The sequence below is a fragment of the Pantoea sp. AS142 genome (assembly GCF_037152305.1).
Lineage (GTDB): Bacteria > Pseudomonadota > Gammaproteobacteria > Enterobacterales > Enterobacteriaceae > Pantoea.
Map to the genome: position 1 here is coordinate 162,670 of NZ_JBBCMO010000006.1, position 18,376 is coordinate 181,045.

General features: G+C 55.2%; 16 protein-coding genes and 1 pseudogene. 8 read left to right on the forward strand and 9 right to left on the reverse strand.

Annotated features, from left to right (window positions below; all coding sequences use genetic code 11):
- Both ompR and envZ read left to right on the forward strand, forming a co-directional pair.
- Nucleotides 1–720 carry an osmolarity response regulator transcription factor OmpR gene (gene ompR / locus WFO64_RS13090; protein WP_003853014.1) on the forward strand — a complete coding sequence of 240 codons (720 nt, stop codon included), beginning with the start codon at nt 1–3 and terminating at the stop codon, nt 718–720.
- The gene (gene envZ / locus WFO64_RS13095) at nt 717–2,084 is read left to right on the forward strand and encodes a two-component system sensor histidine kinase EnvZ (RefSeq protein ID WP_013359293.1); all 1,368 of its coding nucleotides are present in this window, start codon (nt 717–719) and stop codon (nt 2,082–2,084) included. The genes ompR and envZ overlap by 4 nt, the downstream gene beginning before the upstream one ends.
- Nucleotides 2,085–2,123: 39 nt before the next feature.
- Here envZ and pckA read toward each other — a convergent pair whose 3' ends face one another.
- The 5 genes and pseudogenes from pckA to WFO64_RS13120 form a co-directional block, all read right to left on the reverse strand.
- Complete coding sequence (gene pckA / locus WFO64_RS13100) at nt 2,124–3,743, reverse strand: phosphoenolpyruvate carboxykinase (ATP) (protein ID WP_337012338.1); 1,620 nt, start codon at nt 3,741–3,743, stop codon at nt 2,124–2,126.
- Between the two features lie 368 nt (nt 3,744–4,111).
- On the reverse strand, nt 4,112–4,978 hold the full coding sequence (gene hslO / locus WFO64_RS13105; protein WP_337012340.1) for an Hsp33 family molecular chaperone HslO: 867 nt from the start codon (nt 4,976–4,978) through the stop codon (nt 4,112–4,114).
- A 50-nt stretch (nt 4,979–5,028) separates the two neighbouring features.
- Nucleotides 5,029–5,430 (reverse strand): ribosome-associated heat shock protein Hsp15, encoded by a 402-nt coding sequence (gene hslR, locus WFO64_RS13110; RefSeq protein ID WP_136198467.1) that lies wholly within the window; start codon nt 5,428–5,430, stop codon nt 5,029–5,031.
- Nucleotides 5,336–6,094: pseudogene (yrfG, locus tag WFO64_RS13115) on the reverse strand (GMP/IMP nucleotidase). Before yrfG ends, hslR begins: the two are co-directional and overlap by 95 nt.
- Before the next feature lie 56 nt (nt 6,095–6,150).
- The gene (locus WFO64_RS13120) at nt 6,151–8,286 is read right to left on the reverse strand and encodes an intracellular growth attenuator family protein (RefSeq protein ID WP_337012343.1); all 2,136 of its coding nucleotides are present in this window, start codon (nt 8,284–8,286) and stop codon (nt 6,151–6,153) included.
- Between the two features lie 392 nt (nt 8,287–8,678).
- Here WFO64_RS13120 and nudE point away from each other — a divergent pair, with 392 nt between their 5' ends.
- Nucleotides 8,679–9,242, forward strand: a complete 564-nt coding sequence (nudE, locus tag WFO64_RS13125) for an ADP compounds hydrolase NudE (protein WP_337012345.1) — start codon at nt 8,679–8,681, stop codon at nt 9,240–9,242.
- Between the two features lie 51 nt (nt 9,243–9,293).
- Here the strand turns inward: nudE and WFO64_RS13130 are convergent, their stop codons facing one another.
- The 4 genes from WFO64_RS13130 to mrcA all read right to left on the reverse strand — a co-directional run bounded on the left by WFO64_RS13130 (nt 9,294) and on the right by mrcA (nt 14,770).
- Nucleotides 9,294–10,592 carry a cytosine permease gene (locus WFO64_RS13130; RefSeq protein WP_337012347.1) on the reverse strand — a complete coding sequence of 433 codons (1,299 nt, stop codon included), beginning with the start codon at nt 10,590–10,592 and terminating at the stop codon, nt 9,294–9,296.
- 20 nt (nt 10,593–10,612) lie between these two features.
- Nucleotides 10,613–11,059 (reverse strand): helix-turn-helix transcriptional regulator, encoded by a 447-nt coding sequence (locus WFO64_RS13135; protein WP_337012349.1) that lies wholly within the window; start codon nt 11,057–11,059, stop codon nt 10,613–10,615.
- A gap of 267 nt (nt 11,060–11,326) precedes the next feature.
- Nucleotides 11,327–11,737 carry a GNAT family N-acetyltransferase gene (locus tag WFO64_RS13140; RefSeq protein WP_337012351.1) on the reverse strand — a complete coding sequence of 137 codons (411 nt, stop codon included), beginning with the start codon at nt 11,735–11,737 and terminating at the stop codon, nt 11,327–11,329.
- Nucleotides 11,738–12,220: 483 nt separating this feature from the next.
- Entirely contained in the window at nt 12,221–14,770 is a 2,550-nt protein-coding gene (mrcA, locus tag WFO64_RS13145; RefSeq protein ID WP_337012353.1) for a peptidoglycan glycosyltransferase/peptidoglycan DD-transpeptidase MrcA, read from the reverse strand.
- Between the two features lie 116 nt (nt 14,771–14,886).
- Between mrcA and pilM the strand changes: the two genes are divergently transcribed.
- From pilM to hofQ, 5 genes are read left to right on the forward strand one after another with little or no spacing between them, the layout of a single operon-like run.
- Nucleotides 14,887–15,693, forward strand: a complete 807-nt coding sequence (pilM, locus tag WFO64_RS13150; RefSeq protein WP_337012355.1) for a type IV pilus biogenesis protein PilM — start codon at nt 14,887–14,889, stop codon at nt 15,691–15,693.
- Nucleotides 15,693–16,235 carry a PilN domain-containing protein gene (locus tag WFO64_RS13155; RefSeq protein WP_337012357.1) on the forward strand — a complete coding sequence of 181 codons (543 nt, stop codon included), beginning with the start codon at nt 15,693–15,695 and terminating at the stop codon, nt 16,233–16,235. Before pilM ends, WFO64_RS13155 begins: the two co-directional genes overlap by 1 nt.
- Nucleotides 16,228–16,716: a HofO family protein gene (locus WFO64_RS13160; protein WP_337012359.1), complete on the forward strand. Its 489-nt coding sequence runs from the start codon at nt 16,228–16,230 to the stop codon at nt 16,714–16,716. Before WFO64_RS13155 ends, WFO64_RS13160 begins: the two co-directional genes overlap by 8 nt.
- Nucleotides 16,706–17,089 carry a HofP DNA utilization family protein gene (locus WFO64_RS13165; protein WP_337012361.1) on the forward strand — a complete coding sequence of 128 codons (384 nt, stop codon included), beginning with the start codon at nt 16,706–16,708 and terminating at the stop codon, nt 17,087–17,089. The genes WFO64_RS13160 and WFO64_RS13165 overlap by 11 nt, the downstream gene beginning before the upstream one ends.
- Nucleotides 17,028–18,299, forward strand: coding sequence for a DNA uptake porin HofQ (hofQ, locus tag WFO64_RS13170; RefSeq protein ID WP_337012363.1), 1,272 nt, complete (start codon nt 17,028–17,030; stop codon nt 18,297–18,299). Before WFO64_RS13165 ends, hofQ begins: the two co-directional genes overlap by 62 nt.
- Nucleotides 18,300–18,376 lie beyond the last annotated feature (77 nt).

Here is an 18,376-nt window from a genome sequence, read left to right on the forward strand (position 1 = left end):
ATGCAAGAGAACTACAAAATTCTGGTCGTTGATGATGATATGCGTCTGCGCGCATTGCTTGAACGCTATCTCACCGAGCAGGGCTTTCAGGTACGCAGTGTCGCTAATGCCGAGCAGATGGATCGTCTGTTAACCCGCGAATCCTTTCATCTGATGGTGCTCGACCTGATGTTGCCAGGCGAAGATGGTCTCTCTATCTGCCGTCGTCTGCGCAGTCAGAGCAACCCGATGCCGATTATTATGGTAACCGCCAAGGGTGAAGAGGTGGATCGTATCGTGGGGCTGGAGATCGGCGCTGACGACTATATTCCCAAACCGTTTAACCCGCGTGAGCTGCTGGCGCGTATTCGCGCAGTGCTGCGTCGTCAGGCCAATGAATTGCCAGGTGCGCCGTCGCAGGAAGAGGCGATTATTGCTTTCGGTAAATTCAAACTTAATCTCGGCACCCGCGAGATGTTCCGCGAAGATGAGCCGATGCCGCTGACCAGCGGTGAGTTTGCGGTGCTGAAAGCGCTGGTCAGCCACCCTCGTGAGCCGCTGTCACGCGACAAGCTGATGAACCTGGCGCGTGGCCGTGAATACAGTGCCATGGAACGTTCGATTGACGTCCAGATCTCCCGCCTGCGTCGCATGGTGGAAGAGGATCCTGCGCATCCGCGTTATATCCAGACCGTCTGGGGTCTGGGCTACGTCTTTGTGCCGGACGGCAGTAAAGCATGAAGCGACTGCGCTTCTCGCCACGTAGTTCGTTTGCCCGCACCCTGCTGCTGATCGTTACCCTGCTGTTTGTCAGCCTGGTAACGACCTATCTGGTGGTGCTGAACTTCGCCATTCTTCCCAGTCTGCAACAGTTCAATAAGGTGCTCGCGTACGAAGTCCGTATGCTGATGACCGACCGGTTGCAACTGGAAGATGGCACGCAGCTGGAAGTGCCACCAGCGTTTCGCCGGGAAATCTACCGCGAACTGGGGATCTCGCTCTACACCAATGCAGCAGCAGAGGAGAGCGGATTGCGCTGGGCGCAGCATTATGAATTCCTGAGTGAGCAGATGGGGCAGCAGCTTGGCGGTCCGACCGATGTGCGGGTTGAGGTTAACAAAAACTCGCCAGTGGTCTGGCTGAAAACCTGGCTGTCGCCCGATATCTGGGTGCGGGTGCCGCTGACTGAGATTCATCAGGGCGACTTCTCGCCGCTGTTCCGCTACACCCTGGCGATTATGTTGCTGGCGATTGGCGGTGCCTGGCTGTTTATCCGCATCCAGAACCGGCCACTGGTGGATCTGGAGCACGCTGCCCTGCAGGTCGGGCGCGGGATTATCCCGCCGCCGCTGCGCGAATATGGCGCGTCAGAAGTGCGATCGGTAACCCGCGCCTTTAACCAGATGGCGGCCGGTGTGAAGCAGCTGGCAGATGACCGCACGCTGTTAATGGCGGGCGTCAGCCATGATTTACGTACGCCGCTGACCCGCATTCGTCTCGCCACCGAGATGATGAGCGAGCAGGATGGCTATCTGGCCGAATCGATTAACAAAGATATCGAAGAGTGCAACGCCATCATCGAACAGTTTATCGACTACCTGCGCACCGGTCAGGAGATGCAGACCGAGCGCGCCGACCTGAACAGCGTGCTGGGTGAAGTGGTGGCGGCGGAAAGTGGCTACGAGCGTGAAATCGAAAATGCGGTGATGCCGGAAGAGTTAATGCTGGATATCAACCCGCTGTCGATTAAGCGCGCGCTGGCTAACCTGGTGGTCAACGCCGCACGCTACGGCAATGGCTGGATCAAAGTCAGCAGCGGACGGGAACTGCATCGCGCCTGGTTCCAGGTGGAAGATGATGGACCTGGCATCAAGCCGGATCAGCTGGCGCATCTGTTCCAGCCGTTTGTGCGGGGCGACAGCGCCCGCAGCACCAGCGGAACCGGTCTCGGCCTGGCGATTGTACAGCGGATTATCGATGCCCATCAGGGCTCGCTGGAGATTGGCGAGAGCGAACGCGGAGGCTTGCGTATTCGTGCCTGGTTGCCGTTAGTGGAAACGATGGCGCTGAGCCACAACAATGGCAGCAACAGCATCTCAAACTGATAAACGCGGCGCGGCAGTATCCCTGCCGCGCCGGTTCTTTTAGCGTTGCGGACCGGCTTTCACCAGCGCAGCACCTGCGGCGTTATCTGTATACTTGTCGAAGTTATCAATAAAGCGCTGTGCCAGACCTTCGGCGGCAGCGGTCCACTTCTCTTCACTTTCCCAGCTACGACGCGGATCGAGCGTGTCACTGTCCAGCTCGCCCAGCGCAACCGGCATCTGCAGATTAAAGATTGGCAGCGTTTCTGTCGGTGCGTCATCCAGCTCACCCGCCAGGATTGCATTGATAATGGCGCGGGTATTCTTCAGTGAGATGCGTTTGCCGCTGCCGTTCCAGCCGGTATTCACCAGATAAGCCTGCGCACCGGACGCCTCCATCCGCTTCACCAGCACTTCAGCGTACTGCGTCGGATGCAGCGTCAGGAATGCCGCGCCAAAACAGGCGGAGAAGGTCGGGGTCGGTGCTGTCACGCCACGCTCGGTGCCGGCCAGTTTGGCGGTGAAGCCTGACAGGAAATGATACTGCGTCTGCTCCGGCGTCAGACGTGAAACCGGGGGCAGCACGCCAAACGCATCGGCGGTCAGGAAAATCACTTTCTTCGCGTGGCCCGCTTTTGAGACCGGCTGCACAATATTGTCGATGTGATTGATTGGATAGGAGACGCGAGTATTTTCCGTTTTGCTGCCGTCGGCATAATCGACGCTGCCATCTTTGCGCACCACCACATTTTCCAGCAGCGCATTGCGGCGAATGGCGCGGTAGATCTCCGGTTCAGCCTGCTCAGAAAGGTTGATGGTTTTGGCGTAGCAGCCGCCCTCAAAGTTAAACACGCCATCATCGTCCCAGCCGTGCTCATCATCGCCGATCAGTTGGCGGTCAGGATCGGTGGAGAGCGTAGTTTTACCGGTGCCAGAGAGACCAAAGAAGACCGCCACATCCCCCGCTTTACCAACGTTAGCTGAACAGTGCATCGAGGCAATACCTTTCAGCGGCAGCAGGTAGTTCATGATGGCGAACAGACCTTTCTTCATCTCGCCGCCGTACCAGGTTCCGCCAATCAACTGCATGCGTTCCGTGAGATTGAAGGCGACAAAGTTTTCTGAGTGCAAACCCTGCGTCTGCCAGTCAGGATTGGTGCATTTGGCCCCGTTCATCACCACAAAATCGGGCGTGAATTCGGCCAGCTCAGCGTCGGTGGGCTGGATGAACATGTTCTTAACGAAGTGTGCCTGCCAGGCCACTTCGGTGACGAAACGTACGCTCAGACGTGAATCGGCATTGGCACCACAGAAGGCATCCACCACAAACAGACGCTTACCTGAAAGCTGGCGGGTAACGCAGCTTTTCAGTGCGCTCCAGGTCTCCTGCGACAGGGGCTGATTGTCGTTTTTGCCGGTGCCCTGGTCGTTCCACCACAGGGTATCGCGCGTGGTGTCGTCACGCACAATGTACTTATCCTTTGGCGATCGCCCGGTGAAAATCCCGGTGTCTACTGCAATCGCGCCGCTCTGCGTCAGGGTGCCACGAGCAAAACCTTCGAGGTCCGGGCGCATCTCTTCCTGAAAAAGCGTGTCGTAATCAGGGTTGTAAACCACTTCCGTGGTATCCACGATGCCCAAAGCGGCAAGGTCTTGCGAGGTCAGGCCGTTAACGCGCATTTTACTGCTCCTTAAATCGGTGTCTGTTCTGCAAAGCAGAGATAGGTTGGGATCGTGCCACCTGCTGTTGAATCGGGTGCAGCGAATGACTGAACGTCTACTGCGCTTCGTCACGACAGCCTGCAAAGATCACCGGGCTGTTCAGGGCATCTGCCTCTGGCTTCCAGGCGTTTGCACGATCGCGCGCAGTTTACTCTTCTGCGTTAAGGGAAAAAGGGCAGTGATCTAAAAATGCGACTCAGGGCGCGTTAAGGCTATGTTTCGAACGTTTAAAAGATGTTATGAAAGTAAAAAAAGATAATTTGTCTGAAAAATTATGGGGATAGGCAGGAGATATGGGGAAGGGGCGGCAGAAGCCGCCCGATAAATCAGTGCAGTCGGTCGTTATTTACAAGAGAGTGGCTGCGGATACCGGCAATGTCTACGGCGTCAAACACATAGTTTGAACCGCAGTAGTCGCAGTGCATGTCGATTTTGCCATCTTCCGCGATGATCTCATCCACCTCTTCCTGCGGCAGCGTGGTCAGTACTTCGCCACAGCGTTCACGTGAGCAGGTGCATTTGTAGATCACCGGCTGCGGATCGTAAAGGGTGACCTCTTCCTGATGATAAAGACGCCACAGCGCTTCATTCGCAGGCAGATCGATCAGCTCTTCAGTTTTGATGGTTTCGGTCAATGTTGCCAGATGGTCGAAGACCTCTTGCTCCGTATCCTGCGCGGGCAGCACCTGCAGCAGAATACCGGCGGCGCCTTTGTCGCTGGTGCGAATAAACAGCCGCGTTGGCAGTTGCTCTGAGCGCATGAAGTAATCTTCCAGGCACTCCGCCAGCGTTTCACCTTCCAGCCCGACCACACCCTGATAACGTTCACCCTTTTCAGGGGAAATGGTGATCACCAGATAGCCATTTCCCACCATGCTTTTCAGGGTGCTGTCGTCCGGGATGTCGCCTTTGATACGTGCCACACCGCGCAACTCCTGGTTGTTGTTACCGTTGATCACCGCCAGCGATAGCGGACCGTCACCCTGCAGCTGTACGGTGATTTCGCCATCAAACTTCAGTGTGGCGGTCAGCAGGCTGGTGGCGACCAGCATCTCACCCAGCAGCGTTTTAACCGGTGCCGGATAGTCATGGTTTTTCACGGTTTCACGCCAGGTGTCAGAGACGTTCACCAGCTCACCGCGCACGGCGGCATTTTCAAACAGATAACGATGCAGTTGATCCTGGACTGACATATTTTTTTCTCTCACTGGAACGGAGCGATGGCGCGTCAGCTAAGACGGCATTATTCATCACCCGATAATTTAAACTTCATCAAATCGCGACGCTCTTTCTTGTCAGGTCGCCGATCGGGATGGGGCATAGTCAGCGCATTCATTTTGCGCGCCTGCGCCATTTTTTCGCGTTTTTCAATGCTGGCATCGGTTTCGCGATAGAGCTGCTGGGCCTCGCTGGCGGGACGGCGCTGAGCGCTGATGTCCGCTACGACCACGGTGCGCTCATCGTTGCCCTGACGCAGGGTCAGCTCCGCATTCAGCTCCACCAGCTTGCCGGGTTTGCTGCGCTGGCCGTTGTAATGCACTTTGCCGCCTTCAATCATCTCCCGCGCAATCGCGCGGGTTTTGTAAAAGCGCGCGGCCCACAGCCATTTGTCGAGGCGGACTTCTTCGCTGCTTTTCTCTTTCATTGCTGCTCCTGACTGAGATCAGCGTCCGGTAATCGCTGGTGGCGCGATGACGCTGAAAAATTTGCTCAGGACGACCCGAAGCGGGGTTCCGTACGCCTAAGCACTCGCCAATACCCCATAACGTCGCAGCATCCAGAATCACGTCGTTATCGTCGATAAACAGCGTGCGCTACACAGAAAAGCCGGTGTGCTGTTGTACCGCCTGCCATAAACGTTGGTCTTCTTTCGGATACCCAAAAGTATGGGTGGAAAGTAATAAATCAAGGTGTGGCGCAAAACCTGTCTGCGCCAGTTTGACGTCAAGATTGTAAGGGTGCGCGTTGGTCAGCAGGATGGTGGACTTGCCCGCGCGGCGCAGAGCCTGCCAAAAAGACAGTGTATCCTCTCGTCGCAGCGCGACCTGGCTGCGCATCGCCCAGCTCATGGCACGGATGTCCAGCGCCAGCGCCTCTGCCCAGTAATCCAGACAATACCAGTTTAGCGTATGGGCGACGGCCTGATACTTTTCCGTGATGATCGCATCGGCTTCCGTCCGGGTGATACCGCGTTGCTGGCTAAGTTGTTCAGGCACATGATCCAGCCAGAAGTGACGATCAAATGCCAAACCCAGCAGCGTGCCATCCATGTCGAGCAGCACGGTATCAATCTCAGACCCATTGAGCATGCGGGGGGGCACCCTGTAAAAAAACCGGGCGACAGGGTAGCACAGAAGGGCAGGGCTCAGAATATCGGGCGCACGCTCTGCAAAGTGCCGAGGTTGTGATTGAAACACTTGTCGTAGTATTGCTGGATATCGGCCATGCGCTGACGATTACGGTGCACACGGCGTAACGCCAGTAGTCCATTGATCACACCACAGGTCAGCAGCACCAGCAGCAGCAGTACGGTGCCGAGATAGCGCCACTGCGCCATGGCATCCGGTTCATTGTGCAGTGCGATGTGCCGCGTGCCGTTGGCATCCGTTGAAATGCTGGTGATGATTCCGCTGGCGCTGAAGGGCGTGTGCAGCAGCAGGGCAGAGATACGCTGCAACTCGCGCCACTGTGATGGCGGATCGAGATCAAACAGCGACACGGTAGGCTGTGGCTGATTCACCAGCTGGCGACCCTCGTCGCTGACGATCAGGAACCCCCCTGGCGGTGGGCTATTGAGATTTTCTGCCGCCCGACGGGTTTCGCGGAAAAAGAAGGTAGAGGTAGCCGTATTCACCAGGTTTTCCAGTGCTTCCGCACTGACCGGCCGCAGCAGCACGTTCATGCCGTTTAGCTGGCCGGAATCTGCCCGGCGCATCAGCGCTTCCCAGTCTTTGGCATTGCCCAGGTTTACCAGCGCATTTTTCAGGCGCATACAATCCTGTGGCTGATTACAGAGATCCTGGGTTTTCATCACCAGGTCGGAGAAGTCATCCAGCAGGATCATCCCGGACTTCTGAATCGCGGACGCCAGCTGCGGATTCAGTTTGGGATCGGTATTGGTCTCAGGATGCAGCTGCTTTGTGGTGGTATCCAGCAGGGCAGCGGCTTTATCAATGATGTCCGATTGTGGCTGCGGCAACGGCGTTGCGTTATTCCAGTAAACCGCCGAGCAGTCGAACGGCATATAAGCGTAGCTCCGGTTGCTCTGATAATTGTCCGGCACCGAACACATGCCAGTACCGCTTACCTTGAGATTGTCACCAATGTTCAGGGCCACGCTGCTGAGTTTATCGACGCTGCTGACCTCCAGGCTGTCGGTGCCCCTGGCCCAGGCCAGACTGAGCTTGATGGGCATGCCGAGCGGGATCCAGGTGACCAGCATGGTCAGCACCATTAGCGAGCCACAGGCCAACACCACGTTCTTCCGCCAGCGCTGAATAGGAAAGTTTTTGACTTCATCCTGCAGCGACAAAAAGCGACCCTGACGTACTACCTGACGGTTGAGGTAGATCTCCACATCGGTCACCTGGCCGAGATCATGTGCCACATAAGGCTGCCAGTGCGGGGGATAGGCGAGGTCAATAATTCCCAGCGTGATGTTGCTCTGCTCCTGGTTCGATTCACTGAACAGTCCCCAGCGCTTTGGCGCGCCGCGCAGACAGTGTATGTCACGCAGGCCGCGCTCACCGGGAATGCGACAGAGCAGCCACAGGCTGGCGGCAATCATTAATGCACCCGTCAGCACCAGCCAGATCATCAGAGTGGCGGGCACAAAGAGGCTGAAGAAGAACAGTAAGAAGGCAAGGGAGATCATCACCGCTTCACGCGTGCCGTCTGGCCGCGACAGGCGATACTCTTCCGCTGTCTCTTTGCGCACCTGCAGCAGTTCGACGTTTTCCTTTTCCGCTTTTCGGATCGAGGCGTTGGTCGACACCGGACGCATCAGCGTTGGCAGTGATTGCTGATCCACGGCGTAATCCACCAGCGAGTGGCCATTCAACGAGATCACCAGCGGAATAGATTGGGTGCGGATTAACTCAACGTAGTTTTCGTCGGTGATGTACTGCTCCCATAGTGGCGGCAGATGAACTTCAACTTCATCAAGGTAGTAGCGCCATTTATGGGGATCGTCCGTTGAGAGGCCGTAGCGGGTAATCGCGCGGGTCACCGGATAGACATTGTTGCTCTGCGCCGTCAGCGTCAGACGTTCAGACGCGCTGCGCTTATCGGTAGTGACCGTGGTTCGGGGCTGCTTCTCCAGTGCGGCGACATACTTATCAACCGCCTCACGCTCCTGAGCCGAGAGTTTACGGCAGGGCGGACTGATAAATGGCAGAGGTTTCGCCAACGGCGGCCGATGCCGCATAGCGTACCAGAACCCAATGCCTGCCAGGATTGAACAGGCCAGCACTATGGCCAGGATCATAAAGATTGTGCTCATGCTCTGCTCAATTCAGCCAAAATGCTGCCTTCACTTTTAAACTGACGCTCCCGGTTATGCTCACTATAAAAGAGACATTCCGGAAGATTATATAACCCTGAGGAGTCAGACACCCGATGAGATAGTGCCAGCGTATATCTGATTAGCATTTTTTAAACCCTGCCTTGCCCGAATGGTAACCGGCTCAGACTGGATTAAATATCGGTATTATCTGAAACTTATCGCAGCATATTGACTAATGCAAATTTAGTCTTAACTGATAACCAAAGGCTGTTATTCAATCGCTGTAATCTATGCAACGATAACGTCACAGTCTGACTGTCGCACAATTGCCTGTGGTTAGGTATGCTAATTCGCTACTGATAGCCGGCGCAGAATAATTTGAGGCTGATATGAAAATTCCAAAAAAACCTGACATCCTCAATATCACCGCCGTGGCGCGTTCACGATTATTCACCATTGAATCAGTCGATCTGGCTTTCAGCAATGGTGCGCGTCGCGTTTATGAGCGGATGAAGCCCTCAGAACGCGAAGCGGTGATGATTGTGCCGATTATTGATGACCACCTAATCCTGATTCAGGAATATGCTGTCGGACTGGAAACCTACGAACTTGGTTTCCCGAAAGGGCTGATTGATTCAGGTGAAACTGTGAATGAAGCGGCTGTTCGCGAACTAAAAGAAGAGGTCGGTTTTGGTGCCGAACAGCTGACAACGCTGGGCAGGCTCACCATGGCACCCTCCTACTTTTCCAGCAAAATGAACATCGTGGTGGCGGAAGGTCTTTACGCCGACAAGCTGGAAGGCGATGAGCCAGAGCCGCTGATTGTTCACCGCTGGCCGCTGAGCGATATGCTGTCGCTGCTTGAAGAGCCCGATTTTCGCGAGGCACGTAATGTCAGTGCGTTATTTATGGCGCGCGAATGGCTGGTAAAACAGGGGCGGCTGAGTTACTGACAGAGAGAGGGGTCAGCAAGCAAACGCGCCGGCCAGCCGGCGCGTTTTGCGTTATTCAGTAACTACTTTTTCCTGTGCGGCTGATGTGCGTTTCAGGAGTGGTGCGATCAACAGATAAACCACGCACGCTACGAGAATTGAATTGAGCACCGGTACACCGCGCTCAATCAGCAGACCGGTGGCACCGCCCGCGATGCTGGCAATCAGTGCGGGCCAGCCGATGAGCTGCGAGTTTGCCGGTAAGGCATTGCTATTGCGGCTCAGCGCCAGCGTCTGGCGGTCAGTTTTCAGTACATAGTAGTCAATGATCATTACGCCCAGTACTGGCGGAAAGATGACTCCCAGGAGTTCCAGAAAATCGACAAAACGATCAAGAATCCCAAGAATTGAACAGAGTGTGCCGAGCAGGCCGAGCAGCAGCGTAATCACAGGATAACGCGGCTTATAGCCAGTTACGCCTTCAATCGCGTTGGCGATGCCCAGCGTTGACGAGTAGAGATTCAGGTCGTTAATGCGCAGGGTAGAAAAGACCACAACCAGCAATCCCAGGGAGCTGGTGGTTTGCGTAATAATCGTGATGATGTCTGAGGTCTGCAGTTCTCTGGCGATTAGAATCGCCAGGCCATTAATCCCATATTCTCCCGCCAGAATGGTCAGCAGCGTAATGGCGAAGACATCTTTACCGCTACGTGAGAAACGCGTCAGGTCGGGAGTCATCAGACTGGCCAGGATTGCACCGCCAATCACCATGGTAATGGCGGCGCTCACGGTAATGGTTTCGCTCGCGATAACCGGCGGTGTGCTCTGGCCAGACTGACCGTGGAACGCGTGCCAGAAAATCCAGCCGACCAGCATGATGAACAGCGGAACTGCAATGCGCGCAGTAAAGCGCAGAGCCTTAAAGCCAAAGGTAACCAGTAACGTCAGAACAGTTCCTGAAAGCGCTGCCGACGCTGCAAAGTTGAGTTTGCCGTTCAGGGCATAGCTCAGCGAACGGGCGAAAACGGCATTCTGAATGCCGAACCAGCCCAGCAGGCTGACTGCGACCAGCAGACCAATGAACACTGAGCCGTGGCGACCAAAACCACACCAGCGAGCCAGCAGACTGCCCGGCAGTCCCTCGCGCATTCCCGCATAGCCGAGTGCGAAGGTCAACACGCCAAATAGCAGACTGGCCAGCGTGATCGCGGTAAATGCCTCGCCGGGCGTCATACTGTTGCCCAGAACCGCGCCAAGCATAAACTGATCCAGTGCAGTCAACATGCCCATATGCACAATAGCGACGCTCAGCAGTGAAAGCCTTTTATTTGCAGGCACAGGGCTCAGAGGATAATCATCAAATTTACTCACAACAGGGTTTCCTTACCGGTTTATATGTAAATAACGCCTGTGCTGAGAAACCTCTCTGGCAGATAATTCTCCAGTGATTCCGCACGGCAGTAGCTCTCAAATTGTTGTAGCGAATGCACACCTGCTTTTTGATAAAGCGTGGTGATACGGTTACCGATAGTTTTTACACTGAGGTCATAGATGCGGGCGATCTCTTTCGCGCTGAATCGCCGCAGCAGCAGGAAAATGACATCCAGCTCAGCGGGGGTAAACAGGGGATGATCCAGGCGCGTCGTCAATACAGAAGATTTTTTGGGATCGATAAAGCTCATTGCCGTAAGGTTATCGACCGGACGTGCATTCCAGATGCAGCCCAGCCACTGCTTTCGATTATCGAATACAGGATATTTTTCGCTGATAAAAGGAGAGAGATAATTGTTGCCATACCAGTAGTGGGTTTCGATCACGGCCACGCTGCTGTTATTCAATTTTACCTGCTGATCGTGCTCGCAAAATTTATCGGCGCAATCACTCCAGCGCGTGGGAAACTCACTGTCTCTTTTCCCCTCTAATAAATAACTCCTGGGCGTGGCGGTATACATTCTTGCAGCTTCATTCATATAAAGATGCTGTGATGCTGCATTCTTAAAACCCCAGGGCGTCGGTAATAAATCCATGGTGGTGGCGAATGCAGAAATAAATTCATCAATACTTTGGTATGGGCTATCCATGGCGCCTCGCTGAAAGCATTCAGATTATAATCTCTTTGCCAGATAATAACGTGCGTAGCGCTGCGCATATCCATCATGTTCGCCATAGACGTGATAACCCAGTTTTTCGTAAAAACCACGCGCCTGGAAACTTAACGTGTCAACGACGGACATATGGCAGCCTCGATTGCGCGCTTCCTCTTCCGCTGCCTGCATCAGCTGACGGCCGGTGCCATGCAGCCGCCAGGCATCTTCTATCCATAAATAATGAATATCCAGCGTGCCACACCAGGTATGGGCTAACAGGCCGCCCTGGATATTTTTCTGGTCGTCATACAGGATAACATTTAGCGTTTTCATATTGATGTCAGCAAAGCGTCCATTATGCTGCCAGAGTTGCTGAATAATATATTCTTCAGTCTGAGGGTCTTGCGTATGGCCCACTTTAATTTCCATATATAAACGTATCCATGGGTGATTGAATCAAAATAGAGGTTATCAGGCTTTCTATTCTTATCATGATGATAAGCGATGCGCAAGGGTTAATATCCCTCCTGTTATTGCGCGCAGTTAATATTAAGCTGGCTACCGTTGTTCAGCTGACATGTCAATAATCATATTTGCTGGCATCAGGGAAGACCAGGCTAATCATGGCGATATAATAACAATATTCCTTTTCGGTTCAGTTTCTGAATCGCTTCATACACATTGCTTTTTATTATCACACTGAATTAATGCCGATCGCTTAGGGCGATCGGCATTTTTCTCAGCAATAGAGGGGGCTATCTTTCCGGCCTATATTTCTTTTTTTCCGTTCCGGCTGACTCAGTTGCTCAGCCACGAAAAGCATTGCCTGTTTCATCAGGATAAACGGGCCGATAAAAAAGGCTGATCACTTCGAGTGACCAGCCTCAGATATTTCACATTGCAGATATCACATCAGAACAGCTCGTGACTTTCGCCGTTATCCATAATGGTCGTACCCACATCATGAACCGAATATTCGGTTGGCTGGGTGCCATTGATGAAGTACTCCTGACGGGTGTTGCCCCCCCCATTTGCCAGCTTGCCGGTGTTGCGATCAATAGTGACCGTAACCACCCCATCCGGCGGCGTTAACGGCTGCACCGGTACACCCTCCAGCGCATGCTTCATGTATTCATCCCATGCTGGTTGCGCACTCTTCGCGCCGCCCTCATAGCCTGAAATCTGGTCAGGAATGGCACCGGAGAGCGTGCTGCGGCCCAGATTGCGGCGCGCATCATCAAAGCCGATCCAGACTGAAGTGACCACGCCGGGGCCGTATCCAGAGAACCAGGCATCTTTCGAGCTGTTGGTGGTACCGGTTTTACCGCCGATATCATTACGCTTGAGGTCACGCCCGGCACGCCAGCCGGTGCCCATCCAGCCCGGTTCGCCAAAGATGTTGCTATTCAGCGCGCTCTTGATCAGGAAGGTGAGCGGGGTATTGATCACGTGTGGTGCATATTGCTGATCACCCTGTTGGGCCTGAGCGGGAACCTGTTCCAGTTCAGGCTGAGGAACCGCCTGATTCTGGTTGTTATTAGAGGCAGCAACGTTCTCGACGCTCTCTTCATTCAACGCCAGCGCTTTTTTTGTCTCACCATAGATCACCGGCAGATTGCACTGTGGACAGGCGATTTTCGGTTTCTCTTCAAATACCTTGCCGCCCTGTTCGTTCTCAATCCGGGTGATGAAGTAAGGATCGACCAGGAAGCCGCCATTCGCCATCACGGAATAGCCGCGTACCACCTGTAACGGTGTGAACGACGCCGCACCTAATGCCAGCGACTCAGTGTGAACAATGTTTTGTGCCGGGAAACCAAAGCGCTGCAGATACTCTGCGGCGTAATCCACGCCCATCGCACGCATCGCACGCACCATCACCACGTTTTTCGACTGGCCCAGTCCCTGGCGGAGACGAATGGGACCATCATACGTTGGCGGTGAGTTCTTGGGACGCCAGTCAGCACCCGCACCCGCATCCCAACGTGAAATCGGGACATCATTAAGGATCGAAGCGAGCGTCAGCCCGCGATCCATAGCGGCGGTATAGAGGAAAGGTTTGATGTTAGAACCGACCTGGCGCAGCGCCTGAGTCGCGCGGTTAAACATGCTCTGGTTAAAGGCGAAACCGCCCACCAGCGCGCGCACTGCACCATCATTGGGATCCAGTGAAACCAGCGCCGAGTTCACATCCGGCACCTGGCCCAGCCACCAGTCATCACCGACTTTACGCACCCAGATTTGCTGGCCTGCCTGCAATACCTGCGTGACGCTTTTCGGCGTCGGACCCTGTACGGTGTCAGACTTATAAGGACGCGCCCAGCGCACACCAGCTAATGCCAGCGACACATTGCTGCCATCTTTCAGCATCACGGTCGCTTCATCGCTTCGCGCTTCCGTAACTACAGCCGGATAGAGCGGACCATAGACTGGCAGTGCCTTCAGCGCTTTCTCAATTTTCGTCTGATCCCAGGCGGGTTCACCCACTTTCCACAGCACGCTGGTCGGGCCGCGATAGCCATGACGCATATCGTAGGCCATGACGTTATTGCGTACCGAGGTCTGAGCGGCTTCCTGCAGGCGGCGAGTCACGGTGGTGTAGACCTTGTAACCGTCGGTGTAGGCATTTTCACCGTAGCGTTTCACCATCTCCTGACGCACCATCTCACTGAGATAAGGGGCAGAGAAAGCGATTTCCGGGCCGTGATACTTCGCCACCAGCGGCGTATTACGTGCCTCATCATACTGCTGCTGCGTGATGTAATGCTGATCCAGCATACGCGCCAGCACAACATTGCGGCGCGATAGAGCGCGGCCAGGCGAGTAAAGCGGGTTAAAGGTGGAAGGCGCTTTCGGCAGACCGGCAATCATCGCCATTTCACTCAGCGAGAGCTGGTCAACCGGCTTACCAAAATAGACCTGCGAGGCTGCGCCGACGCCATAAGCACGGTAGCCGAGATAGATCTTATTCAGATAGAGCTCAAGAATTTCATCTTTGTTCAGCAACTGCTCAATGCGGATCGCCAGGAACGCTTCCTTTATTTTACGCATCAGAGTGCGTTCCGGGCTCAGGAAGAAGTTACGGGCTAGCTGCTGAGTGATGGTACTTGCACCCTGCGAGGCATGACCGGAGACCAGCGCAATGCTGGCCGCGCGGAAAATACCCACCGGATCAACACCGTGGTGCTCATAAAAACGGCTGTCTTCGGTCGCAATAAACGCTTTCACCATCACAGGTGGCACTTGCTGCAGAGTCAAAGGGATACGGCGCATTTCGCCATACTGGGCGATTAGATCGCCCTCGGCGCTGTAAACCTGCATAGGGGTTTGCAAACGCACATCTTTCAGCGTGTTCACGTCGGGCAGCTGTGGCTCTATATATTTGTATAAACCATAAATCGAGCCAGCTCCCAACAGAATGCAACACACTGTAAGGATCAATAGATACTTTACGAACTTCACCTGGAATTTCCCATCTGTTGTCGTTTGAGCAGTTTATAAACAACCGCGCGGTAGTATAAAGGCAAGCCAGACGCTTTGATATGTCCATTTTCCCGGACGATAAGGAGATCGCGCGCATGGCTTTTCATACCTGGCAAATTGGGCTGGATATTCAGAATAGGCAGATTTGCGCCCTGGCCCTCCAGCCTCGTCGTGATGGCTGGCAACTGCGCCACTGGTGGCAGCAGCGGCTGCCGCAAGATACGTTAAGAAACGGCGTGCTGCAATCTTCGCCTGAATTACTGGCGGCTTTAACGGCCTGGCGTCAGCGGTTACCACGCCGTTATTCGCTGCGGGTCGGACTGCCAGCCCAACTGGTGCTGCAACGTCAGCTTCCCCTGCCCGCGCAGTCGCTGAATGAGCCCGCACTGGGGCACTACGTGCAGGCGGCTGCACGCCGTCTTTTTCCGCTGGAACCTACTGCGCTGGCGCTGGATTATCGACCGGATGTGCAGAGTGGCCAGCTCTGCGTCACGGCAGCAAGGCTGGAGATTATCGATCAGTGGGCGGCACCACTGCTGCAAGCAGGATTAAAGCCACAGGTGTTCGAACTGACCACTGAAGCATTGAAACGGTTAGCCCGACAGGCAGAACTGAAAACTGGCGCGGTGCTGGTTCTGCAACAGGATAACCGCTGGCTCTGGAGCGATACGCACAGCGCTGCTGACACAGGAGAAGTCGCCACGCTGGAGGCGCTGCAGCAGCACGCCTTTCCCGACGCCATTTCTGTTACCTGGTGTACATCCGGTCACGCTGGGCTGCCCGCTAACGCCCTCGTGTTTTCCCCCTTTGATCTGTTTCGTTATAAGCAGCCGCCCTTGCCGGAGAATCCGGGCGCTTTTGCGCTAGCGGCTGGTCTGGCGCTGCGCGATGGAGATGAGTGATGGTGGCGGTTAATCTGCTGCCCTGGCGGCAGCGCCGTCGGCAACAGCAGCAGCGGCAAAGCTTTGTGGTGCTATCACTGATGCTGGGTACCCTGTTACTGGTGGTGATGCAGCAAACCTGGCGGATCCATCTGGCGCATCAAAATGTGGCGAAGGCGAGCAGGGTGCAGCAGCAGGCGCTGGAAAGCGTGGGAGAGCAGTTAGCGCAGCAGAAGCAGTTACTGGCGCAGCTCGCTGTCGTACGAAAACAACAGGCCAGGCATCGCCAGCAGGCTGTCCAGCTGGCAGCCTGGCAGCAGTTCTGGCTTGATTTACCTCTGTTGCTGCCCGACGCCGCCTGGCTGACCCGGCTGGAGAAGCGCGACAGTCGTCTGACACTGGAAGGGCTGGCGCAGGATATGGCAGCGATCCGGCAGTTCCGCCAGCAGTTAACCACCGTCGCCCTATTTAGTCAGGTGAAGCAGGGCGGGGTTAAGCGTCAGGCTGATGGCAGTTATCGGTTTTCACTGCGGGCAGCGGTGCAGGAGGTGAACGATGATTGATCGCTGGTGGCAGATGGACGCTATACCGCGCTACGGCTTGCTTACCGCCTTTTCATCGGGTCTGCTGCTGCTCTCCTGGATTCTGTGGTTGCGGCCACAGCAACAGACGCTGACCGCTGAGCAGCAGGCGCTGTTTGAGTTGACCCGCACCCTGCAGCAGCGCCAGCAAGAGTGGCGTCAGAATCCCGATAATACGCAGTTGCAGGCGCAACTGCAGTCGATGCAGAGCGCCAGGCCTGCATCGGGCGCATCGGGCCGGGCAGTAGAAGAGATCCTGGCGGCACGCCGTAGCCAGCTGGAAGAGTGGCAGCCGGATGCATCCTCCCGCACGCTGACGCTGCATCTGCAGTGGCAGGCGTTTCAGTCGCTTTTTGCTGAGCTTGCTGATGCCGCCGCGCCGTTTCCGGTACATTTCCAGCTGCTGGCCCAGCCGCAGTTCCTGGTGGCTCAACTCTGGCTGGAACCTGAAGATGCGCCATAGACTGCTGATTTTGCTGCTGTGCTGTGGTGGCGTGCTGGCGCGGGATCCGTTCCGGCCTGTTACCGGTTCAGTCTGTGAGGCGTCAGTGGAACCTCTTACCGGCTGGCGTCTGCAGGGGATTATTGGCCGGGAGGCGCATTTCAATGCCTGGCTGCTGAGCCCGCAGGGAGAGAGCATCACAGCCCGCAGTGGCAAGCCATTTCCATTAGCACCCTGGCAACTGGCTGAGATGACTCGCCGCAGCATCACCTTAGCGGTGCCGAAAAGCTGCACCGCACAACAGACTGCATTTTATTTAAAAGGACGTTCGCATGATAAGGATAGCCACCCTGCTGCTGGCCTTAAGCTGCCTGTTCCCCGTTTACGCCGCTGATGAGGAGCCCCTCAGCCTGACTTTTGATAACGCGCCAGTAGAGCGTATTTTGCAGGCGCTGGCTGACTATCAGCAGATCAATCTGATGATTGCGCCAGAGGTTGAAGGTTCGTTATCACTGCGGCTGGATAACCTGCCCTGGCATCAGGCGCTGGACCTGGTGGCGCGCATGGCAAAGCTGACGCTAATTGAACAGGATAATGTCCTGCTGGTCTATCCAGAGAGCTGGCAGCAGGCTCAGTATCACGCACGGCAGGCTGAGCAGCAGGAGCGGTTGCAACAGATGCCTTTGCAGCAGCGCGCCGTGATATTGCGCTACGCCAGCGCCAGTGAGGTGCATGCCAGTCTGCTGAGTGAGCGACAGTCGCTGATGACGCCGCGCGGCAGCGTAACGGTCGACAAACGCACCAACGCCCTGTTACTGCGTGATACTGCGGCAGCGTTGAAAGAGACGGAGCGTTGGATACGGGCGCTGGACCTGCCACTGGAACAGATTGAGCTGTCGGCTCACATCGTCACCATCAGCGAAGAGCATCTGCAGGAACTGGGTGTGAAGTGGGGATTGCAGGCAGGTGACGCCGCAGTAACAGACATCCTGCATCATCCCCGGCTGGATATTCCGCTGGCGGTGAATTCCCCTGGCATCAGCGTAGGTATGTCGCTGGCGCGCATCGGGGGTCAGCTTCTGGATCTGGAGTTAAGTGCGCTGGAGCAGGAGAACCAGGTTGAAATCATCGCCAGTCCGCGTCTCTTGACCTCACATCAGCAGACCGCTTCGATTAAGCAGGGCACTGAAATTCCCTATGAAGTATCGGCGGGAAACAGCGGCGCCACCAGTATTGAGTTTAAAGAAGCGGTGCTAGGCATGGAGGTGACACCGACAATTTCCGGCAATGGCCGCATTCAGCTGAAAATCCATATCAGTCAAAATATGCCGGGGCGTAGCATCAAAACCGGCGATAGTGACATATTATCCATTGATAAACAGGAAATTGAGACTCAGGTCACGGTCAGTGACGGGCAAACATTGGCGTTAGGCGGTATCTTTCAGCAGCAGCGTACCCGTGGACAGAATCAGGTGCCGCTGCTGGGAAATGTGCCGCTGATTGGTGGGTTGTTTCGCCAGCAATCTGAGCAACGCAAAAAAAGAGAGCTGGTGATCTTCATTACACCGCGATTGGTCAGGGAAGCAGCGCTTACGGCTGGATAAAACGGAAAATGCGTCCCTTAAGGCCATCTGCGTTGACGCAGGAGAGGAATTAGCTTACAAGGTTTAGCGATTTTCAA

Bases quoted from the DNA above. Each gene is read 5' to 3' on its own strand.
- ompR (WP_003853014.1), top strand. From the start codon at position 1: ATGCAAGAGAACTACAAAATTCTGGTCGTTGATGATGATATGCGTCTG.
- envZ (WP_013359293.1), top strand. From the start codon at position 717: ATGAAGCGACTGCGCTTCTCGCCACGTAGTTCGTTTGCCCGCACCCTG.
- pckA (WP_337012338.1), bottom strand. From the start codon at position 3,743: ATGCGCGTTAACGGCCTGACCTCGCAAGACCTTGCCGCTTTGGGCATC.
- hslO (WP_337012340.1), bottom strand. From the start codon at position 4,978: ATGTCAGTCCAGGATCAACTGCATCGTTATCTGTTTGAAAATGCCGCC.
- hslR (WP_136198467.1), bottom strand. From the start codon at position 5,430: ATGAAAGAGAAAAGCAGCGAAGAAGTCCGCCTCGACAAATGGCTGTGG.
- WFO64_RS13120 (WP_337012343.1), bottom strand. From the start codon at position 8,286: ATGAGCACAATCTTTATGATCCTGGCCATAGTGCTGGCCTGTTCAATC.
- nudE (WP_337012345.1), top strand. From the start codon at position 8,679: ATGAAAATTCCAAAAAAACCTGACATCCTCAATATCACCGCCGTGGCG.
- WFO64_RS13140 (WP_337012351.1), bottom strand. From the start codon at position 11,737: ATGGAAATTAAAGTGGGCCATACGCAAGACCCTCAGACTGAAGAATAT.
- pilM (WP_337012355.1), top strand. From the start codon at position 14,887: ATGGCTTTTCATACCTGGCAAATTGGGCTGGATATTCAGAATAGGCAG.
- WFO64_RS13155 (WP_337012357.1), top strand. From the start codon at position 15,693: ATGGTGGCGGTTAATCTGCTGCCCTGGCGGCAGCGCCGTCGGCAACAG.
- WFO64_RS13160 (WP_337012359.1), top strand. From the start codon at position 16,228: ATGATTGATCGCTGGTGGCAGATGGACGCTATACCGCGCTACGGCTTG.
- WFO64_RS13165 (WP_337012361.1), top strand. From the start codon at position 16,706: ATGCGCCATAGACTGCTGATTTTGCTGCTGTGCTGTGGTGGCGTGCTG.
- hofQ (WP_337012363.1), top strand. From the start codon at position 17,028: ATGATAAGGATAGCCACCCTGCTGCTGGCCTTAAGCTGCCTGTTCCCC.